General features: G+C 68.9%; 23 protein-coding genes. 13 read left to right on the forward strand and 10 right to left on the reverse strand.

Annotation, left to right across the window (positions count from 1 at the left end):
* Window positions 1-22: 22 nt before the first annotated feature.
* Window positions 23-1528, forward strand: coding sequence for an FAD-dependent oxidoreductase (locus AC5Y7V_RS13765; protein ID WP_499880573.1), 1506 nt, complete (start codon window positions 23-25; stop codon window positions 1526-1528).
* Between the two features lie 9 nt (window positions 1529-1537).
* Here the strand turns inward: AC5Y7V_RS13765 and AC5Y7V_RS13770 are convergent, their stop codons facing one another.
* A complete protein-coding gene (locus AC5Y7V_RS13770; RefSeq protein ID WP_499880653.1) occupies window positions 1538-2530 on the reverse strand; it encodes a class I SAM-dependent methyltransferase in 993 nt (330 codons plus the stop codon).
* 244 nt (window positions 2531-2774) lie between these two features.
* On the opposite strand from AC5Y7V_RS13770, the gene AC5Y7V_RS13775 reads away from it, so the two are divergent.
* The 3 genes from AC5Y7V_RS13775 (at window position 2775) to AC5Y7V_RS13785 (ending at window position 5615) form a co-directional block, all read left to right on the forward strand.
* Complete coding sequence (locus AC5Y7V_RS13775; protein ID WP_499880574.1) at window positions 2775-4121, forward strand: PPE family protein, SVP subgroup; 1347 nt, start codon at window positions 2775-2777, stop codon at window positions 4119-4121.
* A gap of 274 nt (window positions 4122-4395) precedes the next feature.
* Complete coding sequence (locus AC5Y7V_RS13780) at window positions 4396-4719, forward strand: DUF732 domain-containing protein (RefSeq protein WP_499880575.1); 324 nt, start codon at window positions 4396-4398, stop codon at window positions 4717-4719.
* A 92-nt stretch (window positions 4720-4811) separates the two neighbouring features.
* Entirely contained in the window at window positions 4812-5615 is an 804-nt protein-coding gene (locus tag AC5Y7V_RS13785; protein ID WP_499880654.1) for an MOSC domain-containing protein, read from the forward strand.
* Here the strand turns inward: AC5Y7V_RS13785 and AC5Y7V_RS13790 are convergent, their stop codons facing one another.
* From AC5Y7V_RS13790 to AC5Y7V_RS13810, 5 genes are read right to left on the reverse strand one after another with little or no spacing between them, the layout of a single operon-like run.
* Window positions 5616-5864, reverse strand: coding sequence for a DUF6480 family protein (locus AC5Y7V_RS13790; protein ID WP_499880576.1), 249 nt, complete (start codon window positions 5862-5864; stop codon window positions 5616-5618).
* Window positions 5865-5909: 45 nt separating this feature from the next.
* Window positions 5910-6464, reverse strand: a complete 555-nt coding sequence (locus tag AC5Y7V_RS13795) for a thioredoxin family protein (protein ID WP_499880577.1) — start codon at window positions 6462-6464, stop codon at window positions 5910-5912.
* A 21-nt stretch (window positions 6465-6485) separates the two neighbouring features.
* Complete coding sequence (locus tag AC5Y7V_RS13800; RefSeq protein WP_499880578.1) at window positions 6486-7115, reverse strand: DUF1345 domain-containing protein; 630 nt, start codon at window positions 7113-7115, stop codon at window positions 6486-6488.
* 31 nt (window positions 7116-7146) lie between these two features.
* Window positions 7147-7818 carry a cutinase family protein gene (locus AC5Y7V_RS13805; protein WP_499880579.1) on the reverse strand — a complete coding sequence of 224 codons (672 nt, stop codon included), beginning with the start codon at window positions 7816-7818 and terminating at the stop codon, window positions 7147-7149.
* A 46-nt stretch (window positions 7819-7864) separates the two neighbouring features.
* A complete protein-coding gene (locus tag AC5Y7V_RS13810) occupies window positions 7865-8635 on the reverse strand; it encodes a class I SAM-dependent methyltransferase (RefSeq protein WP_499880580.1) in 771 nt (256 codons plus the stop codon).
* Window positions 8636-8809: 174 nt separating this feature from the next.
* On the opposite strand from AC5Y7V_RS13810, the gene AC5Y7V_RS13815 reads away from it, so the two are divergent.
* The 5 genes from AC5Y7V_RS13815 (at window position 8810) to AC5Y7V_RS13835 (ending at window position 13848) form a co-directional block, all read left to right on the forward strand.
* On the forward strand, window positions 8810-10408 hold the full coding sequence (locus AC5Y7V_RS13815; protein ID WP_499880581.1) for a PecA family PE domain-processing aspartic protease: 1599 nt from the start codon (window positions 8810-8812) through the stop codon (window positions 10406-10408).
* A gap of 73 nt (window positions 10409-10481) precedes the next feature.
* Window positions 10482-10571 carry a hypothetical protein gene (locus AC5Y7V_RS13820; protein WP_499880582.1) on the forward strand — a complete coding sequence of 30 codons (90 nt, stop codon included), beginning with the start codon at window positions 10482-10484 and terminating at the stop codon, window positions 10569-10571.
* Window positions 10572-10618: 47 nt separating this feature from the next.
* Window positions 10619-11566: a DMT family transporter gene (locus AC5Y7V_RS13825; RefSeq protein WP_499880583.1), complete on the forward strand. Its 948-nt coding sequence runs from the start codon at window positions 10619-10621 to the stop codon at window positions 11564-11566.
* Between the two features lie 209 nt (window positions 11567-11775).
* Window positions 11776-12534: a lytic transglycosylase domain-containing protein gene (locus tag AC5Y7V_RS13830; protein ID WP_499880655.1), complete on the forward strand. Its 759-nt coding sequence runs from the start codon at window positions 11776-11778 to the stop codon at window positions 12532-12534.
* A 63-nt stretch (window positions 12535-12597) separates the two neighbouring features.
* Window positions 12598-13848: an HNH endonuclease signature motif containing protein gene (locus AC5Y7V_RS13835; protein ID WP_499880584.1), complete on the forward strand. Its 1251-nt coding sequence runs from the start codon at window positions 12598-12600 to the stop codon at window positions 13846-13848.
* A gap of 76 nt (window positions 13849-13924) precedes the next feature.
* On the opposite strand, the gene AC5Y7V_RS13840 is transcribed toward AC5Y7V_RS13835, so the two are convergent.
* Complete coding sequence (locus AC5Y7V_RS13840; RefSeq protein WP_499880656.1) at window positions 13925-14923, reverse strand: GGDEF domain-containing protein; 999 nt, start codon at window positions 14921-14923, stop codon at window positions 13925-13927.
* A gap of 325 nt (window positions 14924-15248) precedes the next feature.
* On the opposite strand from AC5Y7V_RS13840, the gene AC5Y7V_RS13845 reads away from it, so the two are divergent.
* Entirely contained in the window at window positions 15249-16712 is a 1464-nt protein-coding gene (locus AC5Y7V_RS13845) for an FAD-dependent monooxygenase (protein WP_499880585.1), read from the forward strand.
* Window positions 16713-16716: 4 nt separating this feature from the next.
* Here AC5Y7V_RS13845 and AC5Y7V_RS13850 read toward each other — a convergent pair whose 3' ends face one another.
* Window positions 16717-16902, reverse strand: a complete 186-nt coding sequence (locus AC5Y7V_RS13850; RefSeq protein WP_499880586.1) for a hypothetical protein — start codon at window positions 16900-16902, stop codon at window positions 16717-16719.
* Between the two features lie 82 nt (window positions 16903-16984).
* Between AC5Y7V_RS13850 and zwf the strand changes: the two genes are divergently transcribed.
* Window positions 16985-18484, forward strand: a complete 1500-nt coding sequence (zwf, locus tag AC5Y7V_RS13855; RefSeq protein WP_499880587.1) for a glucose-6-phosphate dehydrogenase — start codon at window positions 16985-16987, stop codon at window positions 18482-18484.
* On the opposite strand, the gene AC5Y7V_RS13860 is transcribed toward zwf, so the two are convergent.
* A complete protein-coding gene (locus AC5Y7V_RS13860) occupies window positions 18481-19692 on the reverse strand; it encodes an esterase/lipase family protein (protein ID WP_499880588.1) in 1212 nt (403 codons plus the stop codon). The genes zwf and AC5Y7V_RS13860 overlap by 4 nt on opposite strands.
* 78 nt (window positions 19693-19770) lie before the next feature.
* Between AC5Y7V_RS13860 and AC5Y7V_RS13865 the strand changes: the two genes are divergently transcribed.
* Window positions 19771-20649, forward strand: coding sequence for an HpcH/HpaI aldolase/citrate lyase family protein (locus AC5Y7V_RS13865; RefSeq protein WP_499880589.1), 879 nt, complete (start codon window positions 19771-19773; stop codon window positions 20647-20649).
* Between the two features lie 116 nt (window positions 20650-20765).
* Entirely contained in the window at window positions 20766-21146 is a 381-nt protein-coding gene (locus AC5Y7V_RS13870) for a hypothetical protein (RefSeq protein WP_499880590.1), read from the forward strand.
* A 3-nt stretch (window positions 21147-21149) separates the two neighbouring features.
* On the opposite strand, the gene AC5Y7V_RS13875 is transcribed toward AC5Y7V_RS13870, so the two are convergent.
* A complete protein-coding gene (locus AC5Y7V_RS13875; RefSeq protein ID WP_499880591.1) occupies window positions 21150-21740 on the reverse strand; it encodes a cyclic nucleotide-binding domain-containing protein in 591 nt (196 codons plus the stop codon).
* Window positions 21741-21894: the final 154 nt, after the last annotated feature.

The following is a 21894-nucleotide window of genomic DNA, read 5'->3' on the forward strand; positions in this document are numbered from 1 at the left end:
CTGCGCGGGTATCAGCCCAGCCGTGACTTCTTTATGGCTGACCGACCGGGCCGAACCGCCTTGGACCGCAAGCCGGCTTGATGACGGCCCAAGTTCCGCCGACGTCATCGTCGTCGGCGCCGGGATCACCGGACTGATGACCGCCGTTCTGCTGGCCCGCGCCGGCAAGGACGTGTTGGTGGTCGAGGCCCGCACCGTCGGTTCCTGCGCGACGGGAAACACGACCGCGAAGATCAGTCTGCTGCAGGGCAGCCAGCTGTCGAAGCTGCTGCCCAGGCACGGCCTGGACGTTGGCCGCGCCTACGTGTGCGGCAACCGCGAGGGCCAGGAGTGGGTGCTGGCGCACTGCGAGGCGAACGGCGTCGCCGTGCAGCGCGAGGACGCCTACACCTACGCCCAGTCCGCGAGGGGCGTGCCGTCCGCGCGCGCCGAATTGGCGGCCTGCCAGGCGGTGGGCCTGGGCGCGGTGTGGGACGACGACGCGGGCGTGCCGTTTCCGTACCACGGCGGCGTGCGACTGCCCGACCAGGCCCAGTTCGACCCCATGCCGTTCCTCGACTCGCTGGCCATCGAGTTGCTCGGCCGCGGGGGGCGACTGGTCGAGCACACCCGGGTCCGGCGCGTGTCCTGGCGCGGCAAGGGGGTGCGCGTGCACGTCGACGACGCCGCGGGACGAGACCTCGAGCTGCAGGCCGGACAGCTGGTGCTCGCCACCGGAATTCCGATCCTGGACCGCGGCGGGTATTTCGCGCGGGTGAAGCCGAGCCGGTCCTACTGCCTGGCGTTCAAGGTCCCCGGCAACATCACCCGGCCGATGATGATCTCCACCGATTCGCCGACGCGTTCGGTGCGCTACGCCCCCGTCGCGGACGGGGAGCGGCTCATCGTGGGCGGGGCCGGCCACACGGTGGGCCGCAAGAAGAGCCCGTCGAAATCCTTGGCCGAACTGTCGTCGTGGGCGCAAAAGCACTACCCCGGGTCCGTGCAGACCCACTTCTGGTCGGCGCAGGACTACACGCCCATCGACTACCTGCCGTATGTGGGCCCCATCCTGCCGAACACCGAAACCATCTTCGTCGCAACGGGATTCAACAAGTGGGGCATGACCAACGGCGCCGCGGCGGCGTTGGCCCTGTCCAGCCGCATCCTGGGCGGGCGGATGGACTGGTCCCGCGCGTTCGCCAGCTGGAGTCCGCACGAGCTGTCGGGTCTGCTGACGGCCCTGCAGGCCAACCTCGAGGTGGGCTTCGACCTGGCGAAGGGCTGGATCACCCCGGCGATCCGCACCGGCCGCCGCAGCCCGGTCAACGGCGAGGGCGGCGTGGTGAGCGGCCCGCCGTGGCACCTGGAGGCCCGCTGCCGCGTCGACGGAACCGAGCACCGCGTGTCGCCGGTGTGCCCGCACCTGGGTGGAATCGTCAACTGGAACGACGCCGACGAGGCGTGGGAATGCCCGCTGCACGGGTCGCGATTCGCCCCCGACGGCACCCTGCTGGAAGGCCCGGCCACCCGGGACCTGACGGCCTAGCGCCCGACCTCAGGCAGTCTTCCGGTAGACGAGCCAGCGCAACTCGATCGGGGACTCTTCGCGCGGGACGTCGAACACGTCCAGGCCGCTGGCCCAGCTCTCGAACCAGCCCGTCGGGGGCCAGGCTCCCTCGGGCAGGTGCGCCTTCTCGTAGTCGTAGGCCGAATCGTCGCCGATCAACTCGAACGGCAGCCCCGCCGCGGCGTTCGTCAGCTCGTCGCGGGTGAAGATCATGGTGTTGCACTGCTGCCCGAGCTCGAGAGCGGCGTGGTCGGGGGTATAGCCGGGCTTCGGCAGGAACGCGTTGAACACCAGGAGTCCGCCGGGCGCCACCACATCGGCCGCGAGTTCGAACACGCCGCGCAACTCGTGGGGGGTCCGGAAGTCGGGCACCACCTCGGAGAGCACCATCAGCTGGTACTCGTCGTGCACGCCCTCCATCGCGGTGAAGACATCGCTCTGCATGACGCGCACGCCGAGCGACTCGCCCTCCACCTCCGCGCGCATGAGCTCGGCGAACTTCGGCGCCATCTCGACCGCGTCCACCGGATGGCCGCGCCGGGCCAGGGCGATGGCATTGCGCCCCGTTCCGGCGCCGACGTCCAGCACCCGGCAGCTCGCCGGGTCAGCCGCCTCGCAGGCCAGCGCCAGCACGCGCGCGTCGGGCTCGTGGCCGAACAGCGGCGGCTGCCGGGTGGCGACCCAGTTGTCGTAGTCGGCCTCGACCGTGCGCCACTCAGCCTTGACGCGGTAGTTCAGGCCCGTCCCGAAGGGCACCTGAAACGAGATGACGATCTCCGAACGCTGGGACGCCTTGAAGGCCTTCGCCAGCTCGGCCTCCAGCACCTGGTTGAGCTGACGAGCTTGTTCGGGCGTGTACGGCACACCCAGGGTCGCGCACAGATTCGCGCAGAGCTGCGAGTACTCGTCGATCATGCCGGGCACGGCCGGCACCGAAATCTGGCCCTCGGCCATCGATCGGCGATACAGCCGGCTGACCATGGCTTCGCGCAGCCTCGGCGTGTCGAACGGTTTGGGCTGCGGCGCGTCCACGAGACTCTTCTACACGACCCGATCCGGGGTCGCACAGGGCCCGCCGTCCTACACCACCCGTTAACACTGCCGTTTGGCGGGGTAATAGCCACGTTCATGTGCTGGACATGTACTACTGAGGGAAGTCCGCGCCGCAACTAGTCGGGAAGCCGTCAGTGCCCTGGCGGCGCTTGACTCGATCGGAGGGAACGACATGGACTTCGCAGCGCTGCCGCCCGAGATCAATTCCATGCGGATGTACACCGGCCCCGGCTCGGGCCCGTTGCTGGCCGCCGCAACCGCCTGGGACGGGCTGGCCGCCGCCCTGCACGCGGCGGCAAGTTCCTACCAATCGGAGGTCGCGGCGCTGACCGCCGGCCCCTGGCTGGGGCCGACCTCGGGGTTGATGGCCGCCGCCGCCGCGCCCTACCTCGCGTGGACGAGAACCTCCGCCACGCAGGCCGAGCAGACCGCCAACCAGGCCAAAGCCGCGGCCGGCGCCTACGAGACGGCCTTTGCCGAGACGATTCCGCCGCCGGTGGTCGCGGCGAACCGCAGCCTGCTGATGGCGCTGGTGGCGACGAACATCTTCGGCCAGAACACGCCCGCCATCGCGACGACCGAGGCGCAGTACGCCGAGATGTGGGCCCAGGACGCCGCCGCAATGTACGGCTATGCGGCCGCGTCGGCGCTGGCGACGGCGCTGACGCCGTTCTCGCCGCCGCCGCGAAACACCAGTGCAGCCGGGCCGGCCGCGCAGGCGGCGGCGGTGGCGCAAGCCACCGGCACCTCCGCGGGAAACGCGCAGGGCGCCGTGTCCAGCGCGCAGGCGATCGCCGGGGTGCCCGCCGCGCTGACCAGCCTGGCCGCGACCCCCGCCCAGTTCGGGCCGCTCGACCTGCTGGCGGTGCTGGCCAACCTGAGCGGGGTTTTCATCGACCCCGAATTGAGCGCGGCGAGCCTCGGTGTCGACACCGGAGTGGCGCTACCGGCTCTGCCGTTCGACGTTGCCGGCGCGTTGACCGGTTTCCACACCGACAACATCGTCAGCGGTTGGGCGGGGATCGAGGCGTGGCCGGGGACGGCGCCGGTGCCGCCCACGCCGTTTCCGGTGATCACCAACCTGGCCGGCGGGTCGGCGGCCACGGCCGGCCTCGCCGAGGCGAAAACCATTGGGGCGCTGTCGGTTCCGCCGGCCTGGGCGGCCGAGACAACGATGATACGGCCGCTGGCGGTCGCGTTGCCGGCCACCAGCCTGGGCGCCGCCGCCGAGGCCTCCACCGGCAGCATGGGCAGCCTGTTCAGCCAGATGGCCCTGGCGGGCATGGCCGGGCGCGCCATGGCCGGCACCGGCGGCGGGGGCGGCGGGCCGGCCCGCCGGGAGCGAATCGGGGCGCCGACGACCACCGACAAGAAGGCGCCCCCGGAAGCCCCGACCGGCGGACCGATCACGAGCGTGGCCGCCGAGCTCCGGGAACTGGCGTCGCTGCGTGACTCGGGAATCCTGACCGACGAGGAATTCATGGAGCAGAAAAAGAAACTCCTCGCTCAGATCCCCTAGCAAATTGTCGATCAGGGCAACAGTTGCCATTTGAAGGCTGCTGAAGCTATGCACCGGTTGGTTACGCGGCGTATTCGCCGGCGTTGCATTCCTGCCAACTCGCGATGCGCTTGTTGCCGATTCCCGGCGCGCCGGCGATCGGGACGCGGCCTGGGCTCGATCGCCGTCACCTCGTAATTGGCTGCTCTCAAGTTTCGAAATCTTTAGTGATCGATTAGCGTGAACAGCCATATACTGACGACACCTTGGACGCCGACAAGAAAAGGGGAACGAAATGTTCGCACCTCGATGGCTGGCCAAACTGACTATCCCGGTGATGGTCGGCGCCGCCCTGACAGCAAGCACCGCGATTGCATCGGCCGACTCCACGGACGACGCATACCTCGCAAAACTGAAAACGCTCGGATTCAGCTGGCCCTCGTCGGCCGACTCCGACATGATCGCGATGGGACACGCGGTCTGCGCCGACCGGATGGCCGGCAAGACGCCCGATGCGATCGCCACCGACCTGCACTCCAGCATGAGCGCGAAGGGCTTCTCGTTCGCCGACATGACCGGCTGGGTCAGCGCGGCGGAATCCACCTACTGCCCGGGCTAGCCGCCGCCGCGCAGCCCACTACTGTCTTCCCTGACGGTGAATGACGTGTCTCATGCGGGGGATGGGCAGTGGAGGATCTCGCTGCGGTGCACATGCGCGTTGAGGGTTTGCGCCGCTACCCGGTGAAGTCGATGCTCGGCGAAGCGGTGGACTCCCTGTTCGTCGACGAAGGCGGCGCCGAGGACGATCGGCGGCTGGCGCTCATCGATGCCGATACCGGCCATGTGGCCAGCGCCAAGCAGGCGCGGCTCTGGCGTGGGTTGCTGAAATGCACCGCGCACGCCGACACCGGCCGGGTCAGCATCCGGCTGCCCGACGGGACCGACGTCGCGGCCGACGACCCCACAGTCGACGACGTGCTGTCGCTGCTGTTGGGCCGGACCGTGCGACTGGTCAGGCAGCGGCCGCAGGGCGCGACGCTGGAACGCCCGGATCCCGAGCAGCTGCTCGAGCTCGGGTTGGACGCCGAGGTCGGCGGCCGCATCCTCGAGATCGCCCAGGCGACCCCGGGCGACTCGTTCACCGACGAGGCCCCGCTGCACGCGATCACCACGGCCACCCTCGAGCACATCGGCGTGGAGGCGCTGCGCTACCGGCCGAACCTGGTGATCGCGACCCCGCCGGGCTACCCCCCGTATACCGAAAATGACTGGGCGGGAAGGGAAATCGTGGTGGGCGAGGCGCGGCTGCGCGCCCTGACGGCCACCTCGCGGTGCGTGGTGCCGACGCTAGAGCACGGTCCGTTGCCGCGTGCCCCGCACGCGCTTCGCACTCCCGCCGCCGAGAACCGTTGGGACACGGGCGGTCACGGGCCGCAGCCGTGCGCGGGGGCGTACCTGGAGGTGGTGGGGCAGGGCGTCATCCGGGTCGGCGACGGCGTCACCATCGGTCCGTAGTCAGCCCGTCAGCCCAAGTATCTTCATGACGAGCAGCACCGCCACCGCGGCGAACGCCACGACGAAGACGCAGACGCCGAGGATCGTGATGGCGGACGCGGGGGTCGATCGCCCGCGATTGGGTGGTTGGGCCTCGGCCACACCGGAGGTCTGCGGCGCGGCCGGCGGGGTGGCGCCCGGCGTGACGCCTCCGCCCGGCTCGAGGTCGGGGGTTTCTGCGGGGTCGGGATCGGGGGGTTGCGCGGTCATAACTGTTGTTGCGATACCCGCCCGCGCGGCGGCCAAACGCGCGAATCAGGCTGAACGCCACTTGATGCCGCACCCGATCGACGGGCGCTGATCGGCGTCAACCGGCCGGCCGGCGAGCACCGCGTCGACCGCGGCGCGGACGTCGGCGGCCGTCACCGGCTTGTCGTTTCCCGGCCGGGAGTCGTCGAGCTGTCCGCGGTAGACCAGCCGGCGCTCGCCGTCGAAGACGAACGTGTCGGGCGTGCAGGCCGCGGAGAAGGCGCGCGCGACGTCCTGGCTCTCGTCGTAGAGGTAGGGGAACGTCCAGCCGTGGGCGCGGGCCTCGGCGGCCATCTGCTCGGGGTCGTCCTGCGGGTAGGTGACGACGTCGTTGCTCGAGATGCCGACCATCGCGACGCCCTGGTCCGCGAGGTCGCGGCCCAGCGCGGCGAGCCCGGCGGCGACGTGCTTGACGTACGGGCAGTGGTTGCAGATGAAGGTGACGACGAGCGCGGGCCCGGTGAGGTCGTCGAGGCTGACCGTGTTGCCGGTGGCCGGGTCGGGCAGCGAGAACGGCGGCGCGGGGGTGCCGAGGGCGAGCATGGTGGACTCGATGGCCATGCCAGCCAGATTAACCCGGCGTCACAGTTTGGAACCCAGCCCGGCGATCAAATTGATGGTGACCGCAAGGACAACGGCGCCAAGCAGATACGACAGCAGCGCCTGGCGCAACACCGTCGCCCGGATGGAGGTCAGCCCGATCTCGGTGTCGGACACCTGATAGGTCATGCCGACGGTGAAGGCGACATACGCGAAGTCGCTGAACCGCGGCGGCTCCGGGTCGTGGAAGTTGATCCCGCCCGGTTTGTCGGAGTAGTAGAGCCGGGCGTAGTGCACGGTGAACAACGTGTGCACCGCGAACCAGGAGGCCGTGACGGTCAGGATTCCCAGCAGGGCGGCGACGACCGCCGCGGCGCCGGAGCGCGACCCCGCGGCGACCACATAGGCCACCCCGACCAGGCTCGCGAGGCTCGCCGACACGACGACGGTGTCGGCGATCCAGCGGGTCGGGTCCTCGCGGGTCACGTATTCGCGGGTTTGGTCGGCGTCCATCCCGCCCAGCAGGAGCCACGTCCACACCACGTACACGCCTGCGGTGACGACCCAGCCAACAAGGGCGAATCGCCAGCCGATGGTGTTGCCCACCGACAATGCGACGGCGGTGCCGATCACCACGGCGATCAGGATCCGAACCGCGACGAGGGATCTCACGGCCTAGCCTCCAGGCGACGGATGCGGGCGGCTAGCCGTTCTGTGCCCGCGCGGGCGCCTGACCGATCCTGCCGGCCGCGAACGTCGCGGCCTGGTTGACCAGCCCGGCGTCGATGTACGACATGTGCGACAAGATGTTGCCGCCCGGGGAGCAGATCGGGTCGTCCGGGGCACACAGGCTGATGGTCCGGCCGACCAGCACCGGGCTGATCGTCGGAAGCGGCTGACCGCCCCACAACATGCTGGAGAACCCACTGGTGGGCTCGCCGAACAGGGCGACGGCGGCGACGTGATCGGCCACCGGGCCCGGCAAGGTCTGGCTGGCGAGGTCAATCACGGTCGAGCCCTGGGAGTACCCGCCGAGCACCATCTTCGTGTTGGGGCAGCTGGCGGCGACGTCTTGGATATGCGCGCTGGCGTCATTGGAGCCGGCCGTCGCGCTGTTGTGGTAGTCGTCGTTCGCCGGGTAATTGACGGCGTAGACGCTGACCGACCGCCCCCCGAGCTGTGACGTGAGCGAGTCGACGAACGCCTGCCCCATGTTGCCGAGGCCGGGCTCCTGGTGGGTGCCGCGGGCGAAGACCACCGCGACGTCGGTGCAGGGATCGGCGGACGCGGCCGGAATGACGACGGGCGCGCTGAGCGCGGCCCACGCCGTCACGGCCGAAACTCCAACGATGCGGGCAAGCCTGCGTGAATTCATTTCCAAATGCTGACACACCGCCGCCGGTGGCGGCGCATGCGGTGCCTCAAAGCCCGTCGCCGCGCGCGATCCGATCGGCGCGCCAGCAGCGCGACTGCATCGGGACGTCGACCGCGTCGGCGCCGGGGAACCGCGCCTGTAGGGCCGCCCGCGCCGCGGCCAGCCGCCGGGCGCGTTCGTCGGGGGACGCGACGATGACCCGGCTGTAGGTGCCCAGCATCGCGACGGCGTCGTCGACCGTCATGGTTCGGGTGAACCGGAACGTCTCGCGGGCGAAGTTGCGGAACATCGCCGGCAACGGGAGGACGACGTCCAGGCGCCGGCGCGCGCGGTCGGCCTTCTCGGCCTCGGAGGTCTCGTCGCCGGGCAGCCGGTCCAGGTCCCGCACCCAGCCGACCTCGCGGTCCCGGCTCGTCCAGATCAGGCCGAGTCGGCCGCCGTCGCGCAGCACCCGCGCGATCTCCGGCACGGCGCGCTCGTGGTCCATCCAGTGCCACGCCGACGAGACGAACACCGCGTCCGCGGAGGCGTCGGGAAGCGGTATCGCCTCGCCGCGGCCCTCGACGACGCGCACGCCGGGGGATCGGGCCGCCAAGACCTCGCGCATGCGCGCGTCGGGTTCGACGGCGATGATTTGCGTCACTCTGCCCACCAGCGCGCGGGTGAACAGTCCGGTGCCCGCGCCGACGTCGACGGCCACCGCGCAACCGGGTGGGACCAGCCAGTTCACCGCCTGCTGCGGGGGTTGCGGCCGCAGCCCGTCGTAGTTTTCGGCGATCGATCCGAAGGACATCGCGCGTTGCTGACGGTCGCTCACAGCGCCACGGTAGTCGCGGTTCGTACCGACGACCGTTGGCGCGGGAAACGTTTGGTTAATCCCGAGAATTTTGGGCCGCCTTTCCCTAGAGTCTTGGCGTATCGGCTGGTGGCGTGAGGTGCCCGTCCCCGGTGGAAACGTGGTCGCGGGGCAGAGCGGAAGGACACCCGGGGGATGAGTTTTCTGACGTCACCGCCAGAGATCATTTCGTCTCTACTCCATACGGGCGCCGGCCCGGGGCCGATGCTGGCCGCGTCCGCGGCGTGGGACGGGCTTGCGGCCGAACTGGGTACCGCGGCGCAGTCGTTCTCGTCGATCACCTCCGGGCTGGCCGCCGACGCCTGGCAGGGGCCCGCCTCGGCGGCCATGCTGTCGACGGCGGCGCAGTACTCGGCGTCGCTGAGTGCGGCAGCGGCGCAGGCGCAGACGGCCGCGTTGCAAGCCCAGGTGGTGGCCGGTGAATTCGAATCCGCCCTGGCCGCCACCGTGCATCCCCTGGTGGTCGATGCGAACCGGAACCAGCTCGTGCAGCTGGTGTTCTCGAACCTGTTCGGGCAGAACGCGCCCGCGATCGCCGCCACCGAAGCCTCGTACGAGGAAATGTGGGCCCAGGACGTGTCCGCGATGGTCGGCTACCACGGCGGGGTTTCGGCCGCCGCGGCCCAGCTCTCGACCTGGGCGTCCGCGGTGCAGGCGCTGCCGGCGCAGGCGTCCGCTGCGATTGCCAACCCGGCGGCCGCCGCCCCGGCGGCCATCGGTTCGCTGACCTCCGCGGCCAGCAACCCACTCGGGAACCCTGTTCAGGCGTTGGAAACCTACGCCGCCGACATCATCAATTTCCCCACCGACATCCTGTTCGGGCGCCAGCTGATTCCCACGGGGCCGCAATCGCTCGGCACCAGCGCGACGGTAAGCGGCGGCACAGCGACCGCCCCGCTGTCGGTCTTCGCCGGGACCGAGCCGTTGGTGAACGCCTCCGTCGGCACCGGATCGGCCGTGCCGTTGCTGGTCGACACCGGCTCTGAGGGCCTCGTCATCCCGTTCACCAAGGTCGGCGGGCTGTTGGGCGTGCTCCAGCTCGGCATCCCCATCGGGGGCGGCATCGGGGGTTACAGCGGCGGGCTGGATTACCTCTACCTGACCTACAACGCGCCGGTGAATTTCGGCGGCGGGCTGACGACCGCGTCGACCCCCGTCAATGTCGAGTTCCTGGCGTTCCCGGTGTCCATCCAGTCCGCGATGACCAACGGGCTGACGTTCCAGTCCTTCTTCGCGTCCGACGGTGCCTCCGGCGTCCTGGGTGTCGGGCCCAACGCGGGCGGCCCGGGTCCCAGCATTCCGCTGCACGCGCTGCCGGCGCCCTACAACCAGGGTCTGCTGATCAATCAAACCGCCGCCAATCCTTATCTGCAGTTCGGTGACCACTCAACGATTGCAAATCCGGTGTTGGCGAATCTTCCCCAGATGCCGATCACAGGCTTGGACGTGACCGTCACTCACGGCGCCACTACAACTTCGTTTTCAAATGTCCAATCGATTGTTGACTCCGGCGGGGTGGAGGGAACCCTTCCGACCAGCCTTGGCGCGTCACCCGGGGACACGATTAAGGTCTTCGACGCCGGCGGTACGCACCTGCTGTACCAGTACATCTATAACGGGAACTATTCCCCGACGCCGATCTCGAGCGGGTTGATGAACACCGGAAACCTGATTTTCCAGGACCACCCGATCTACATCGACTACACCACGGGCGGCGCCACCGTTTACCAGTGATCTGAGATCCACCGCTTAGCGATCACTCCTACGTCTACACGGCACGTATTTCCCGACGCCCTCGCCGTACGTCATGAACACCGGGGCGCTGCCCTTCCTCGAACACCCGGTGTACATCTCGTATAGCCCCGGCGGCGTCGGGACGACGATCTTCTATCGGTGAGTCGCGCCCCCTCGACGGCCGAGGTTCACGTCGCTTGAATGCCGGGTATGCACCCGGCCATGGGGTGGGTGGCGTCGCACGCGGTGGCGATCGCGTCGGCGTTGCTCGCGGCATTTTGGGCCGCGGTGGGGATCGTCGTTCGGCAACGAGTCGCCCAAGGCGTTCCCGACGACAAGGCCATGTCGCCGACCATGGCCACCACCCTGGTCCGCGAACCGTTGTGGTGGGCGGGCACGCTGGCCGCGGTCGCCGGCTACGTCTTTCAGGCCCTGGCACTGGCCAACGGATCCCTGCTCCTGGTGCAGCCGCTGCTGGTGTCGTCGCTGCTGTTCGCGCTGCCGATGAGCGCCAGGCTGTGCCACCAGCGGATCAGCTGGGCCGACTGGGGCTGGGCGACGCTGCTGACCGCCGCCCTGGCCGTGTTCGTGCTCGTCGGCCAGCCCCGCGAGGGCCACAACCGGGCGCCGCTGCCGGGGTGGACGCTCGCGCTGCTGATGACCGTGCCGCTGGTGATCGTGTGCATCGTCGCGGCCCGCGGCACCGCCGGTCGTCCCCGCGCCATGCTGCTGGCGGTCCCGGTGGCCGTCCTGCTGGGCATAATCGCGGTCCTGACCAAGATCTGCACGCATCGCTTCGCCGTGGGCGGCTGGCACGGGCTGCTGACCGTGCCCGCCCCCTACGTGCTGGTCGCGCTGGCCGCGTCGCTCACCGTGGTACAGCAGGCGGCGTTTCACGCCGGCGCGCTGCAGGCGTCGGTGCCGATCATGTTGGTGGGTGAACCGGTCGTCGCGGTCGTGCTCGGCGTCGTCGTGCTCGGGGAGCACCTGGCGGTGCGGGGTTCGGCGGCGCTGGTCCTCACCGTCGCGGTCGCGGCGATGGCGGCCGCCGCGATCGCGCTGGGCCGCGACGAGGGCTCGGGGGCCAGCTCACAAAACCGGCGGGCAACGTCGGAGCCGACCCCGATGACGGCCGCCGGCGTGACGAATCAGGGATAGCGCATAGCGCGCGCCGCGGGTATCGCTACCGTTGACCTACCCGAGTCGGAACGGACGGGAGGGACGCTGTGAGCGCTAAACCGCGCGCCACGCTGCTTGTCCTCGGCGCGATCGTGGTCGCCCTGGCCGGCGCGCCGGCTCCACCGGCATCCGCGTCGATCATGACGCGGCCCGACGCGCCCAGCATCCCCGCCGGCGCGCAGCCCCAGCTGGCGTCGGACCCCGCGCAGGTGGCCGACGACCTCGTCGCCGACGAGCACGCCCTGCGAGACGCGTCGACGGGGGAGGCGGCGCTGGTGGCGGCGGCGCATCGCCAGCAGGCGGCCTACCGCGCCATCGGGCGCCACCCCGAATGGGACGCGACCATACGACCACGGATCCCGGCGCCGCTGCTCGACGTGTACGACCGCAACGTCGACGCCCGCCGGCAGCTCACCGCGATGACGGCCGTCCGGGACACGCTGCCCGCGTGGAGCATCGAGCCGCCGGCTCCGGCCGACGAGCTGCTGGGCTACTACCACCAGGCGGAGTCGGAATCGGGCGTCGGCTGGAACTACCTGGCCGCGATCAACCTCGTCGAAACCCGCCTCGGCAGCATCCATGGCGTGAGCACCGCGGGCGCGCAGGGGCCGATGCAGTTCCTGCCCGGGACGTTTGCCACCTACGGGCAGGGCGGCGACGTCAACTCGCCCCACGACAGCATCATGGCGGCGGGCCGCTACCTGGCCGCCAACGGCTTTGCCAACGACCGGGATCACGCCATCTACCGGTACAACCACGCGAACGAATACGTGCGGGCGGTCGATCAGTACGCGGCGCTCATCGGGTCCGATCCCGCCGCGTTCACGGGCTACTACCGCTGGGACGTCTACTGCAACACCACGGCGGGCGACGTGTTGCTGCCGATCGGCTACGCCGCGTCGTCGCCGATCCCGGCCACGGACTACGTGGCGAGCCACCCGCAATGATAGGGATCCCGGCCCGGGTTTCGTAGCCGAAAACTTGTCGTACCCGGCTGCGAGGATGAGGTTATGTCTTCAACCGCATCTGTTGGCGCTTGGGTGGTGAATACTCCGACGCGTCTTGACGTGCTGTTTGAGGAGTTGGCGGAGTTGTGCGGTCAACGCAATGCGATTGACGGGCGCATTGTTGAGATCGTCGCCGAGATCGATCGCGACGGATTGTGGGGTAATACCGGGGCGCGGTCGATTCCGGCGTTGGTGGCCTGGAAGACCGGCTGTTCGCCGGCCAACGCGCACACGATCGCGACGGTGGCGGGCCGGATGCAGGAGTTTCCGCGGTGCACCCGGGCCTTGCGCCAGGGGCGGTTGTCGCTGGATCAGGTCGGGGTGATCGCCGCCCGCGCGGGTGAGGGTTCGGATGAGCATTACGCGCAGTTGGCCGCGGTGGCCACGGTCACTCAGCTGCGCACCGCGATCAAGCTCGAACCGCGCCCACAGCCCGATCCTCGCCCCGAGGCGGGGCGCTCGATCACCAAGACTTCAAGCGAGGAGGGCAGCTGTTGGCGGATCAACCTGCCCGGCGACGAGGCGGCGACGTTCGATGCGGCGTTGGCGTCGCATCGCGAGGCGCTGATTGCCCAGTGGAAGCGCGACCGCGGCGACGGCAAGGCCCCATCGGATGCGGCGCCGCCGTTGCCCGACACTGTTGATGCGTTTATGCGGCTGGTGGAGGCTGGCTGGGACGCCGAGGCCACCCGCCGCCCACATGGGCAGCACACCACGGTGGTGGTGCACCTCGATGTCGAGCGGCGCGCCGCCGCGCTGCATCTGGGTCCGCTGCTGTCCGATGCCGAGCGCCAGTACCTGACCTGTGATGCCACCTGTGAGGTGTGGTTCGAACGCGACGGCGTGCCCATCGGCGCCGGGCGCACCACGCGCACGGTCAATCGGAGGCTGCGCCGCGCGCTCGAGCGCCGCCATCCCACCTGCGCGGTGCCCGGCTGCGGTGCCACCCGCGGGTTGCACGCCCACCACCTGCGGCACTGGGAAGACGGCGGGCCGACCGAGTTGGCGAACCTGGTGCTGTTATGCCCGTATCACCACCGGGCACACCACCGCGGGCTGATCACCATCACCGGACCCGCCACCGACCTAAGCGTCACCGACGACACCGGCCGACCACTGAGCGCGGGATCACTCGCGCGCCCACCGAACCGTCCACCGCCCGCCGTGCCACCCTGCCGCGGACCCCTCGGCGAACGCGCCGACTGGTGGTGGTACGACCCCTTCGAGCCGCAGCCACCGCCGACAAACAACTAGGCCGGTTCCGTATCTGAGCTGAAATAGATTGGGGCATAGAGAATTCCACATGCCCCGGCGGGATACCAAGTCGGGTTTAGAGCGCGTGGCGCAGATCGGGATCCCGGCGCTGCGGAGACCTGTTCTGCTTGGCGGCGTACAGGCTCGCGTCGGCGACCGCCCACAGCACGGCGACGTTGGCGCTCGCCCCGCCGGCCGATGCGGTGCCGACGCTCGTGCCCGGGGTCTGTAGCCGCACCGAGGCGACGAACCGCTCGGCCGCGCTCGGAACCGGACCCGCGCGCTCGGCGATGCACACGGCGAACTCGTCGCCGCCGAGCCGGGCCACAACGGCGTTGGCGGGGGCGACTTTTCGCCAGGCGATCGCGCGGCTGATCAGGTGGTGATCGCCGGCGACGTGCCCGTCGGTGTCGTTGATGCGTTTGAAGTTGTCGATGTCCAGCGCGACCACGGTGATGACGGTGGACGTCGAACGCGATCGCGCCAGCAGGTCGGCGGTCGCGATTTCCCAGCCGGCGCGATTGAGTAGACCCGTGAGGGGATCCGTGCACGCCGCCGCGACCAGTGTTCGCGTCACCAACCCGAACGACTCGGCGGCCCCCACGATCGCGATCACGAAGATGAGGTAGTCGAGGTAGAACTTGGCCGTGTGCGAGAACGCGAGGCCGGCAACGCACGCCAGGGCGAGCACGCCGACCAGGACCATGCCGCGGCGCGGAGAGTAGAACGCGCGCAGGTACATCGCCAGGAACATCGGCGCGATCAGGCAGGCGAATTCGGCGGTGATCGCGATGTGGAAAGCCATCACGATCGGCGTGGCCGCGATGGCCGCGGCCGTCGCCGGCCCGGTTTTGTCGGGCTGGACCGCCAGCCAGGCCAGCGCCGCGATACCGAAGACGATCGCCACGATGCCCCCGACCGGATTGCCCCGCGGGCGGTCGGGGTGAAGCAAAATCACAGTCGTGAACACCACGCCATAGGCGTAGAGGAAGGTCGTGGTGCCCAAGTAGATCCGCAGCAGCCGGACCTGGTGTTTACCGTAAAATCCGCTTCCGGAGTCGGCGCGCAGCCGCAGCTTGTATCGGCGGGTGTGGCCGACGGGGCCTGCAAGGCGTAGACCCATCCCGTCACTCTCTGGTCAGATGCGCTGGCGCGGACGCGCGGCCAATTATTTCATCGCCATTTCGGAGCGCGCACCCGCCATTTGTTTGAACGGTAGTTCAGACCTCAGCAGACCGTTGACGTTTATCGGAAAACCCACATCGGATGCAAAAAGAAGGGGCGGCTTTTAATCCGTCCCACTTCAACATATTACGCACCCGGGGGCTTGCGGCAAGACCGGGGTCATGCCGCAAAATCGCTGGTCGACGGCGAAACGGACTGATGTTGGGGGTGGCGAGATGCATGCCGTGGTGATAGCCGGGGGAGGCCCGACCGGGCTGATGCTGGCGGGCGAGCTGGCGTTGGCGGGCGTCGACGTGGCCATTGTGGAGCGGCGCGCCGGCCGGGAGCTGATCGGGGCGCGGGCGGGCGGATTGCATTCGCGCACGATCGAGGTCCTCGATCAGCGCGGGATCGCCGACCGTTTCCTTGCCGAAGGCCAGGTGGCTCAGGTCGCCGGGTTCGCACAGATTCGGTTGGACATCAGCGACTTTCCCACCCGGCACCCGTACGGGCTCGCGCAGTGGCAGGTCCACATCGAGCGCATCCTGGCCGGCTGGGTCGACGAGCTGAAGGTGCCGATCTATCGCGGGCGTGAGGTGACGGGCGTCGCGCAAGACGACACCGGCGTCGACGTCGCGCTGTCCGACGGCCAGTTCCTGCGCGCGGAATACGTCGTCGGCTGCGATGGGGGACGCAGCTCGGTGCGCAAATCGGCCGGCATCGACTTCCCGGGTTGGGACCCGACGATGAGCTACCTCCTCGCCGAGGTCGACATCGACTTCGAAGGCAGGGAGGCGCCGCCATGGGGTATCCGCCACGACGCCCTCGGTGTCCATTCGCTCAGCATGATGGAGGACGGGGGCCCGATGCGCGTGATGGTGACCGAGCGGCAGGTCACGCCCGGCGGAGAACCCACCCTGCGCGACCTGAGCGAGGCGCTCATCGCGGTCTACGGGACGGACTACGGGATCCACAGTCCTGCATGGATTTCCAGGTTCACCGATGCCGCGCGGCAGGCGGCGACCTATCGCGACGGACGGGTCCTGCTGGCCGGCGACGCGGCGCACGTGCACCACCCGATCGGCGGGCAGGGCCTCAACACCGGTGTGCAGGACGCGGTGAACCTGGGCTGGAAGCTGGCGCAGGTGGCCAAGGGAACGGCCCCGGACAGCCTGCTGGACACCTACCACGCCGAACGCCACCCGGTCGGCGCGCGCGTGCTGCGCAACGCCATGGCCCAAATGGCGCTGCTTCGCCCCGACGACCGCGCAAAGGCCTTGCGGGAGGTCACTTCCGATCTCCTCGGCATGGGCGAGCCCCGGCGGCGATTCGCCGCGATGATGTCGGGTCTCGACATCCACTACGACCTCGGCGAGGGGCACCCGCTGCTCGGGCGTCGGATGCCCGATCTCGACCTGGTCACGGCCGACGGCGCGGTGCGGGTATTCGCCCTGCTGCACGACGCGCGGCCCGTGCTGCTCAACCTCGGCGAGCCCGGCGCCTTGGACGTATCCCCCTGGGCGGATCGGGTCACGTTGGTCGACGCGAAATACGTTGGTGCATGGGAACTTCCGGATCTCGGCACCGTCGCCGCTGTCGACGCGGTGCTGATTCGGCCCGACGGACACGTCGCGTGGGTGGGGGAGCGACCCCTCGCGGACGCCCTGACGGCCTGGGTCGGGCCGCCCGGGACGGCCTAGGGCGTCAGTCCGGCGGCTCGTCCTTCGGGCCGTCGCCGGCAGCGTCACGTTCGCGGTCGCTGGGCTTGCCGGGGACGCCTTCGGCCTCCCGCTCGTTGGCAACCTTCTCGTCGAGCTCGTCGACGATGTTCTCCAGCTCCTCGGCGTGGCTCAGCTGGTCTCGGTCGGGTCCGGTCATATCGCTTTCCATACCCCGCCGGGCGATCGGTAACCGCGCAGATCGACCCAACATGGGGCTGCAATGACGGCGCGGCGATGGAAGGATCGCAAGAGTGGCCGACAAGAAACCGCAAACGATCTCTTACCCGGCGCCGGAGAAACGGCCGCGCCGCCACGACACGGAACGCCTCGATCCCCACGTCATCGTCCTGTTCGGCGCGACCGGGGATCTCGCCAAGCGCAAGCTGATCCCGGGCCTGGCCTACTTGGACCAGTCCGAGCTTGCCCCCGACATCCAGATCGTCGCGACGTCGCTGGAAGACCTCAGCGACGACGAGTTCCGCGAGCTCGCCAAGAACGCGATCGACTCGTTCGGCACGCACAAGCTCAACTCCGAACAGTGGGACAACTTCGCGAAGATCATCCGCTACGTCCCGCAGAGCGCCGGGCCGCAAGCCCTCGCCGAAGCGGTCGCCGAGGCCGAGAACAGCTTGGGGCCGAACGTGCGCCGACTGCATTACCTGTCGGTCCCCCCGAAGGCGGCGCGCAGTGTCATCACGATGCTGAGTGACGCCAAGCTCGTCGAGCGCTCCCGGGTGGTCATGGAGAAGCCGTTCGGAACCGACCTGGCCAGCGCGGTCGCGCTGAACGACTTCGTGCACGAAACGTTCGAGGAAGCACAGATTTTCCGCATCGACCACTTCCTGGGCAAAGAGGCCGCCCAGAACATCCTGGCGTTCCGCTTCGCCAACGGCCTCTTCGAGCCGATCTGGAACCGCAACTTCATCGACCACATCCAGATCGACATACCCGAGGCGCTGGGGCTGGACCAGCGGGCCAACTTCTACGAGGACACCGGCGCCTACAAGGACATGGTGGTGACCCACCTGTTCCAGGTCATGGCGTTCGTGGTGATGGAGCCGCCGACGGCGCTCGAGCCGTTCGCCATCAGCGAGGAAAAGAACAAGGTGTTCCGGTCGATGCTGCCGATCAAGCCGTCCAACGTGGTGCGCGGCCAGTACAGCGGGTATCACGACGAGGACGGGGTGGCCAAGGATTCCGACACCGAAACCTTCATCGCCCTCAAGGTCGGCATCGACAACTGGCGCTGGGCCGGCGTGCCGATCTACCTGCGCACCGGCAAGAAGATGGCCGAGGGCATCCGCATCATCTCGATCGCGTTCAAAGAGGCTCCGCGAACGATGTTCCCGCCCGGATCGGGGGTGGGGACCCAGGGTCCCGACCACCTCACGTTCGACCTCGCCGACAACTCGAAGGTCTCCCTGTCCTTCTACGGCAAGCGGCCCGGCCCCGGGATGAAGCTGGACAAGCTGTCGATGCAGTTTTCCTCGCAGGAGATCGACACCGTCGTCGACGTGCTGGAGGCCTACGAACGGCTGATCCTCGACGCGATGCGCGGCGATCACACGCTGTTCAACACCGCCGAGGGCATCGAATCGCTGTGGGAGCGTTCGGAGGAACTGCTCACCGACCCGCCGCCGGCCAAGCTGTACCAACCGGGCACCTGGGGCCCCAACGCCATTCACCAGTTGATCGCCCCGAACGCCTGGCGGTTGCCCTTCGAGCGGGAGTGGCGCGAATCCAAGGGCTAACTGAGCCAGGCGTGCAACTTCGCGTAGATGTCGGCGTGGTTGAGCAGATCGAAGTGGTGCAGGCCGGTGAACGTCAGCCCGTGGTCCGGGTCGAACGGAATCTGCCGGGACTTGCCCGCGCCGGACGCGCTGTGCGGGCGCACCAGGCGGTCGCCGAGCACCGCGCCTAACGCGCCCGGGCCCGCGCTGGTCGCCACGAAGTGGTAGGTGGTGTGGGGGAGGAAGGGCACTTCGTTGCACCGGTCGCGCAGGAACTCGTCGGGGTCGCACTCGCTCCAGTCCTCGTCGAGCAGCGCGCCGTAGCGCAGGTCCTTCGTTCCCGAGCTGCGGGCGTTGAGAAACGAAGACAGGGCCCGGGTTTCGGGCAGCCGGGCCAGCGCCCAGGACGCGGCGTTGACGCCCTTCTCCAGGTCGGCGCCCAGGTGCGGGGAGCCGAGGCAGACGACGTGACCGACGGCGTCGGGCCAGCCGTGCTCGTGCCGGGTTCCGTAATGGCAGGCGCTGCGGATCACCAGGCCGCCCATCGAATGACCGACCAGCGCGATCTCCTCGACCGGGACCGGCCACAGCTCCCGCAGCCGATCCAGCTGGGAAGCGAGCGACTTTCCGTTGTCGGAGATGTGCAGGCCGGTGTTGTAGCGCAGATAGACGGGGGTGAAGCCCAGGTCGTCGCGCAGCCGCGCGCCGTAGGACTTCACCTCCTCGCCCTCGCGCGGGCGGCGCCACCACGACATCTCGGTCATGCACCAGCCGTGGACGAACACCGCGATCCGGCCGGTCGCCCGGGGGAACGCCGCGGCGAGGTCGGGGCCGTTCATCGCGACCGGCTTGCCGCGGTGGCGCACCTGCATGGTCAGGGCGAAGCCGTTTCCACGGTCGGTCAGCTCGTCGCCGTAGATGCCGTTGAGCGCGGCGATGACGCCGGCGACCCTGGGGTTGGACTCGACCGTTTCGTCCTCGTCGCTGCCGCTCGTCTCGGCGGCCAGCTCACCGGCGCCGCGCAAGGCGGCCCGAAGCGCGCGGTCGACGGCGTGATACGTAGCCGCGGCGGCCGTGTTGTGGACGACCTCCACGGGTTTCGACACCGGCCCGACGGCGCCGAAGACGCGCCGAGCGATGCCGCTGTGCGTGTCGCGCACGAGCGTGGTGAGCACGCGAGTGCCCTCACCCGCCAGGTCCGCGAGTGACCGGATTTCGTGACGCTGCATGAGCTGCTCCTCCCTTTTCCCACCCCGGGGATTTCCCACTGTGGGCGAGGCTTATCCCAAAGGCCCTACTGTCGTGTCATGCCACCGACGCTGCGCCCGCGCAGATCCGCCCTCTACCTGCCCGGCAACAACGCCAGAGCCCTGGAGAAGGGGAAGACGCTGCCGGCCGACGTCCTCATTTTTGACCTCGAGGACGCCGTGGGCCCCGATGCCAAGGCCGACTCGCGGGCGCGGGTGTGCGACGCCGTCTCGTCCAGGACCTACGGACCCCGCGAGATCGTGGCGCGCATCAACGGCTTGGGCACCGACTGGCACGACGACGATTTGGCGGCCGTGGCAGGTTCGCCCGCCGACGGCGTGCTGGTGCCGAAGGTCGAGACCGGCGAAGAGGTCCGGGCGCTGACCGCGGCGCTCGACGAGCTTGGCGCGCTCGACTCGTTGCGGCTGTGGGTGATGATCGAAACGCCGCGCGCCATCCTGCGGGCGGAGGAGATCGCCTCGGCCAGCGACCGCTTGGCGGCGTTGGTAGTGGGCACCAACGACCTGGTGAACGATCTGCACGGATTGCACCTGCCCGGTCGGGCGCCGGTGTTGACCGCCTTGTCGCTGGCCGTGCTGGGGGCGCGGGCCGCCGGAAAGGTCGTGCTGGACGGCGTCTTCAACGACATCACCGACGAGGCCGGCTTCCGCGCCGAGGCCCGGCAAGGCCGGGAGATGGGTTTCGACGGCAAGACCCTCATTCATCCCTCCCAGATCGGACCGGCGAACGACGTGTTCGGCCCGTCAGACAGCGAGCTGACCGATGCCCGCAAGATCGTCTCGGCCTATGAACAGGCCCAGGCAGCGGGGAACAGCGTCATAACGGTCGACGGCAGGATGATCGAGAGCCTGCACGTGCGCGACGCCCAGCGGATCCTCGCCCTCGGCGAGCTGATCGCGAAAATGGAATCGGCATAACCCGATCCAGCTTTTAAACGCGCGTCGAACTGGAATTGCCGGTAGGGTGCCTGCAGCAAATGGATTGTCGGGCAAAGGAGAGTCTGGTGCGGGTAAACCCAACTGCACTCGCAGGAATGGTCGCCGTCGCGGTCATCACGGCGGGCTGCTCGAACGGCAATTCTTCGTCGGCTTCGACGTCGAGTGAGACGTCGACGGCGGCCCCGTCGCAACCGACGACGCCCGCCACCTCCTCGGCGCCGGCCGCGCCGCTCGACCAATCGACCTGCCTGGACATCTCGTTTGCCAAGGACAATTTGATGGTTGCGGCGAAACCGGAAAGCGCGCGCAAAGCCGCCGACACGCTCGAGAAGTACAGCCCGCCGGATCCGGTGAAGACGGCGATCGAGCACTTCGTCACCACCGTCGGCGCGCAACCAAACGACCCCGACCTGAACTCCAACAGGGACCTGATCACCGGTTGGATCAAGCAGATCTGCCCGAATGTGAATCCGTAGCGGCTAGGCGATGCCGTTTCGCTGGATCCACTGGGTGAGCGCGTCCTCGAGCGCGGCCGAGACACGGACGCCCGCACCCTCCGCGGCCTGCTCGAACCGCTCGACCAACTCCGTCGGGACCAAAGCGTCCACCCTGCGATGCGTGGGCTTCGGCTTCGGCGTCTGCTCGGGGGCGGCGACGGGCGCGTGTCGCGCCACGGTCGCGTCCATGGTTTCGCGTAGTGCCGGAATCTCGTCGAGCAAGCGGGCCAGGTCGTCGCGCTCGATGCGCAGTACCTCGGACGGCCCGGTCGTCGTGACCGTCGCGGAGCGCAGTTTCCCACGGCGAAGCGCAGATTCGCCGATCACTTCGCCCGGCCCTACCAGGGCAACGCGGTCCTGGCCGACGTAGACGCCGGCCTCGCCGGTGAGCAGGATGTAACAGGCGTCCGAGGGGGTCTGCTCATGAATGAGCGGCAGAGGTGCGGACGTGGAGGTGTGATGTGCCGCCGAGACAATGCGCTGCAAATCATTATCCGAGAGCTTGTCGAATGTGGCGAATTCGCGTAGCCGGCGGATGTCTTTTTCCTCGTGTCCCTGCGCGTCCTCTTTCATGGCGGGCTCCTCACATGTATGTGACCCGGACATCGAGGAGCCTAACTCGATTTTGCAGCAACGACGGAAATAAATTTTCCCCTGTCGCGCCAGCCCGGCCGCCGTCACGGCCGCACCCTCCGTCCCCGCGAACCGGTAGGTTGAAGCCGGATTC

The organism is Mycobacterium sp. NGS34 (genome assembly GCF_059812845.1).

What these genes read in the sequence shown, in the direction of transcription:
- AC5Y7V_RS13770 (WP_499880653.1), bottom strand. Translation starts at nt 2,530, where the DNA reads ATGGTCAGCCGGCTGTATCGCCGATCGATGGCCGAGGGCCAGATTTCG.
- AC5Y7V_RS13775 (WP_499880574.1), top strand. Translation starts at nt 2,775, where the DNA reads ATGGACTTCGCAGCGCTGCCGCCCGAGATCAATTCCATGCGGATGTAC.
- AC5Y7V_RS13780 (WP_499880575.1), top strand. Translation starts at nt 4,396, where the DNA reads ATGTTCGCACCTCGATGGCTGGCCAAACTGACTATCCCGGTGATGGTC.
- AC5Y7V_RS13785 (WP_499880654.1), top strand. Translation starts at nt 4,812, where the DNA reads ATGCGCGTTGAGGGTTTGCGCCGCTACCCGGTGAAGTCGATGCTCGGC.
- AC5Y7V_RS13790 (WP_499880576.1), bottom strand. Translation starts at nt 5,864, where the DNA reads ATGACCGCGCAACCCCCCGATCCCGACCCCGCAGAAACCCCCGACCTC.
- AC5Y7V_RS13795 (WP_499880577.1), bottom strand. Translation starts at nt 6,464, where the DNA reads ATGGCCATCGAGTCCACCATGCTCGCCCTCGGCACCCCCGCGCCGCCG.
- AC5Y7V_RS13805 (WP_499880579.1), bottom strand. Translation starts at nt 7,818, where the DNA reads ATGAATTCACGCAGGCTTGCCCGCATCGTTGGAGTTTCGGCCGTGACG.
- AC5Y7V_RS13815 (WP_499880581.1), top strand. Translation starts at nt 8,810, where the DNA reads ATGAGTTTTCTGACGTCACCGCCAGAGATCATTTCGTCTCTACTCCAT.
- AC5Y7V_RS13820 (WP_499880582.1), top strand. Translation starts at nt 10,482, where the DNA reads ATGAACACCGGGGCGCTGCCCTTCCTCGAACACCCGGTGTACATCTCG.
- AC5Y7V_RS13825 (WP_499880583.1), top strand. Translation starts at nt 10,619, where the DNA reads ATGCACCCGGCCATGGGGTGGGTGGCGTCGCACGCGGTGGCGATCGCG.
- AC5Y7V_RS13835 (WP_499880584.1), top strand. Translation starts at nt 12,598, where the DNA reads ATGTCTTCAACCGCATCTGTTGGCGCTTGGGTGGTGAATACTCCGACG.
- AC5Y7V_RS13845 (WP_499880585.1), top strand. Translation starts at nt 15,249, where the DNA reads ATGCATGCCGTGGTGATAGCCGGGGGAGGCCCGACCGGGCTGATGCTG.
- AC5Y7V_RS13850 (WP_499880586.1), bottom strand. Translation starts at nt 16,902, where the DNA reads ATGGAAAGCGATATGACCGGACCCGACCGAGACCAGCTGAGCCACGCC.
- AC5Y7V_RS13860 (WP_499880588.1), bottom strand. Translation starts at nt 19,692, where the DNA reads ATGCAGCGTCACGAAATCCGGTCACTCGCGGACCTGGCGGGTGAGGGC.
- AC5Y7V_RS13865 (WP_499880589.1), top strand. Translation starts at nt 19,771, where the DNA reads ATGCCACCGACGCTGCGCCCGCGCAGATCCGCCCTCTACCTGCCCGGC.
- AC5Y7V_RS13870 (WP_499880590.1), top strand. Translation starts at nt 20,766, where the DNA reads ATGGTCGCCGTCGCGGTCATCACGGCGGGCTGCTCGAACGGCAATTCT.
- AC5Y7V_RS13875 (WP_499880591.1), bottom strand. Translation starts at nt 21,740, where the DNA reads ATGAAAGAGGACGCGCAGGGACACGAGGAAAAAGACATCCGCCGGCTA.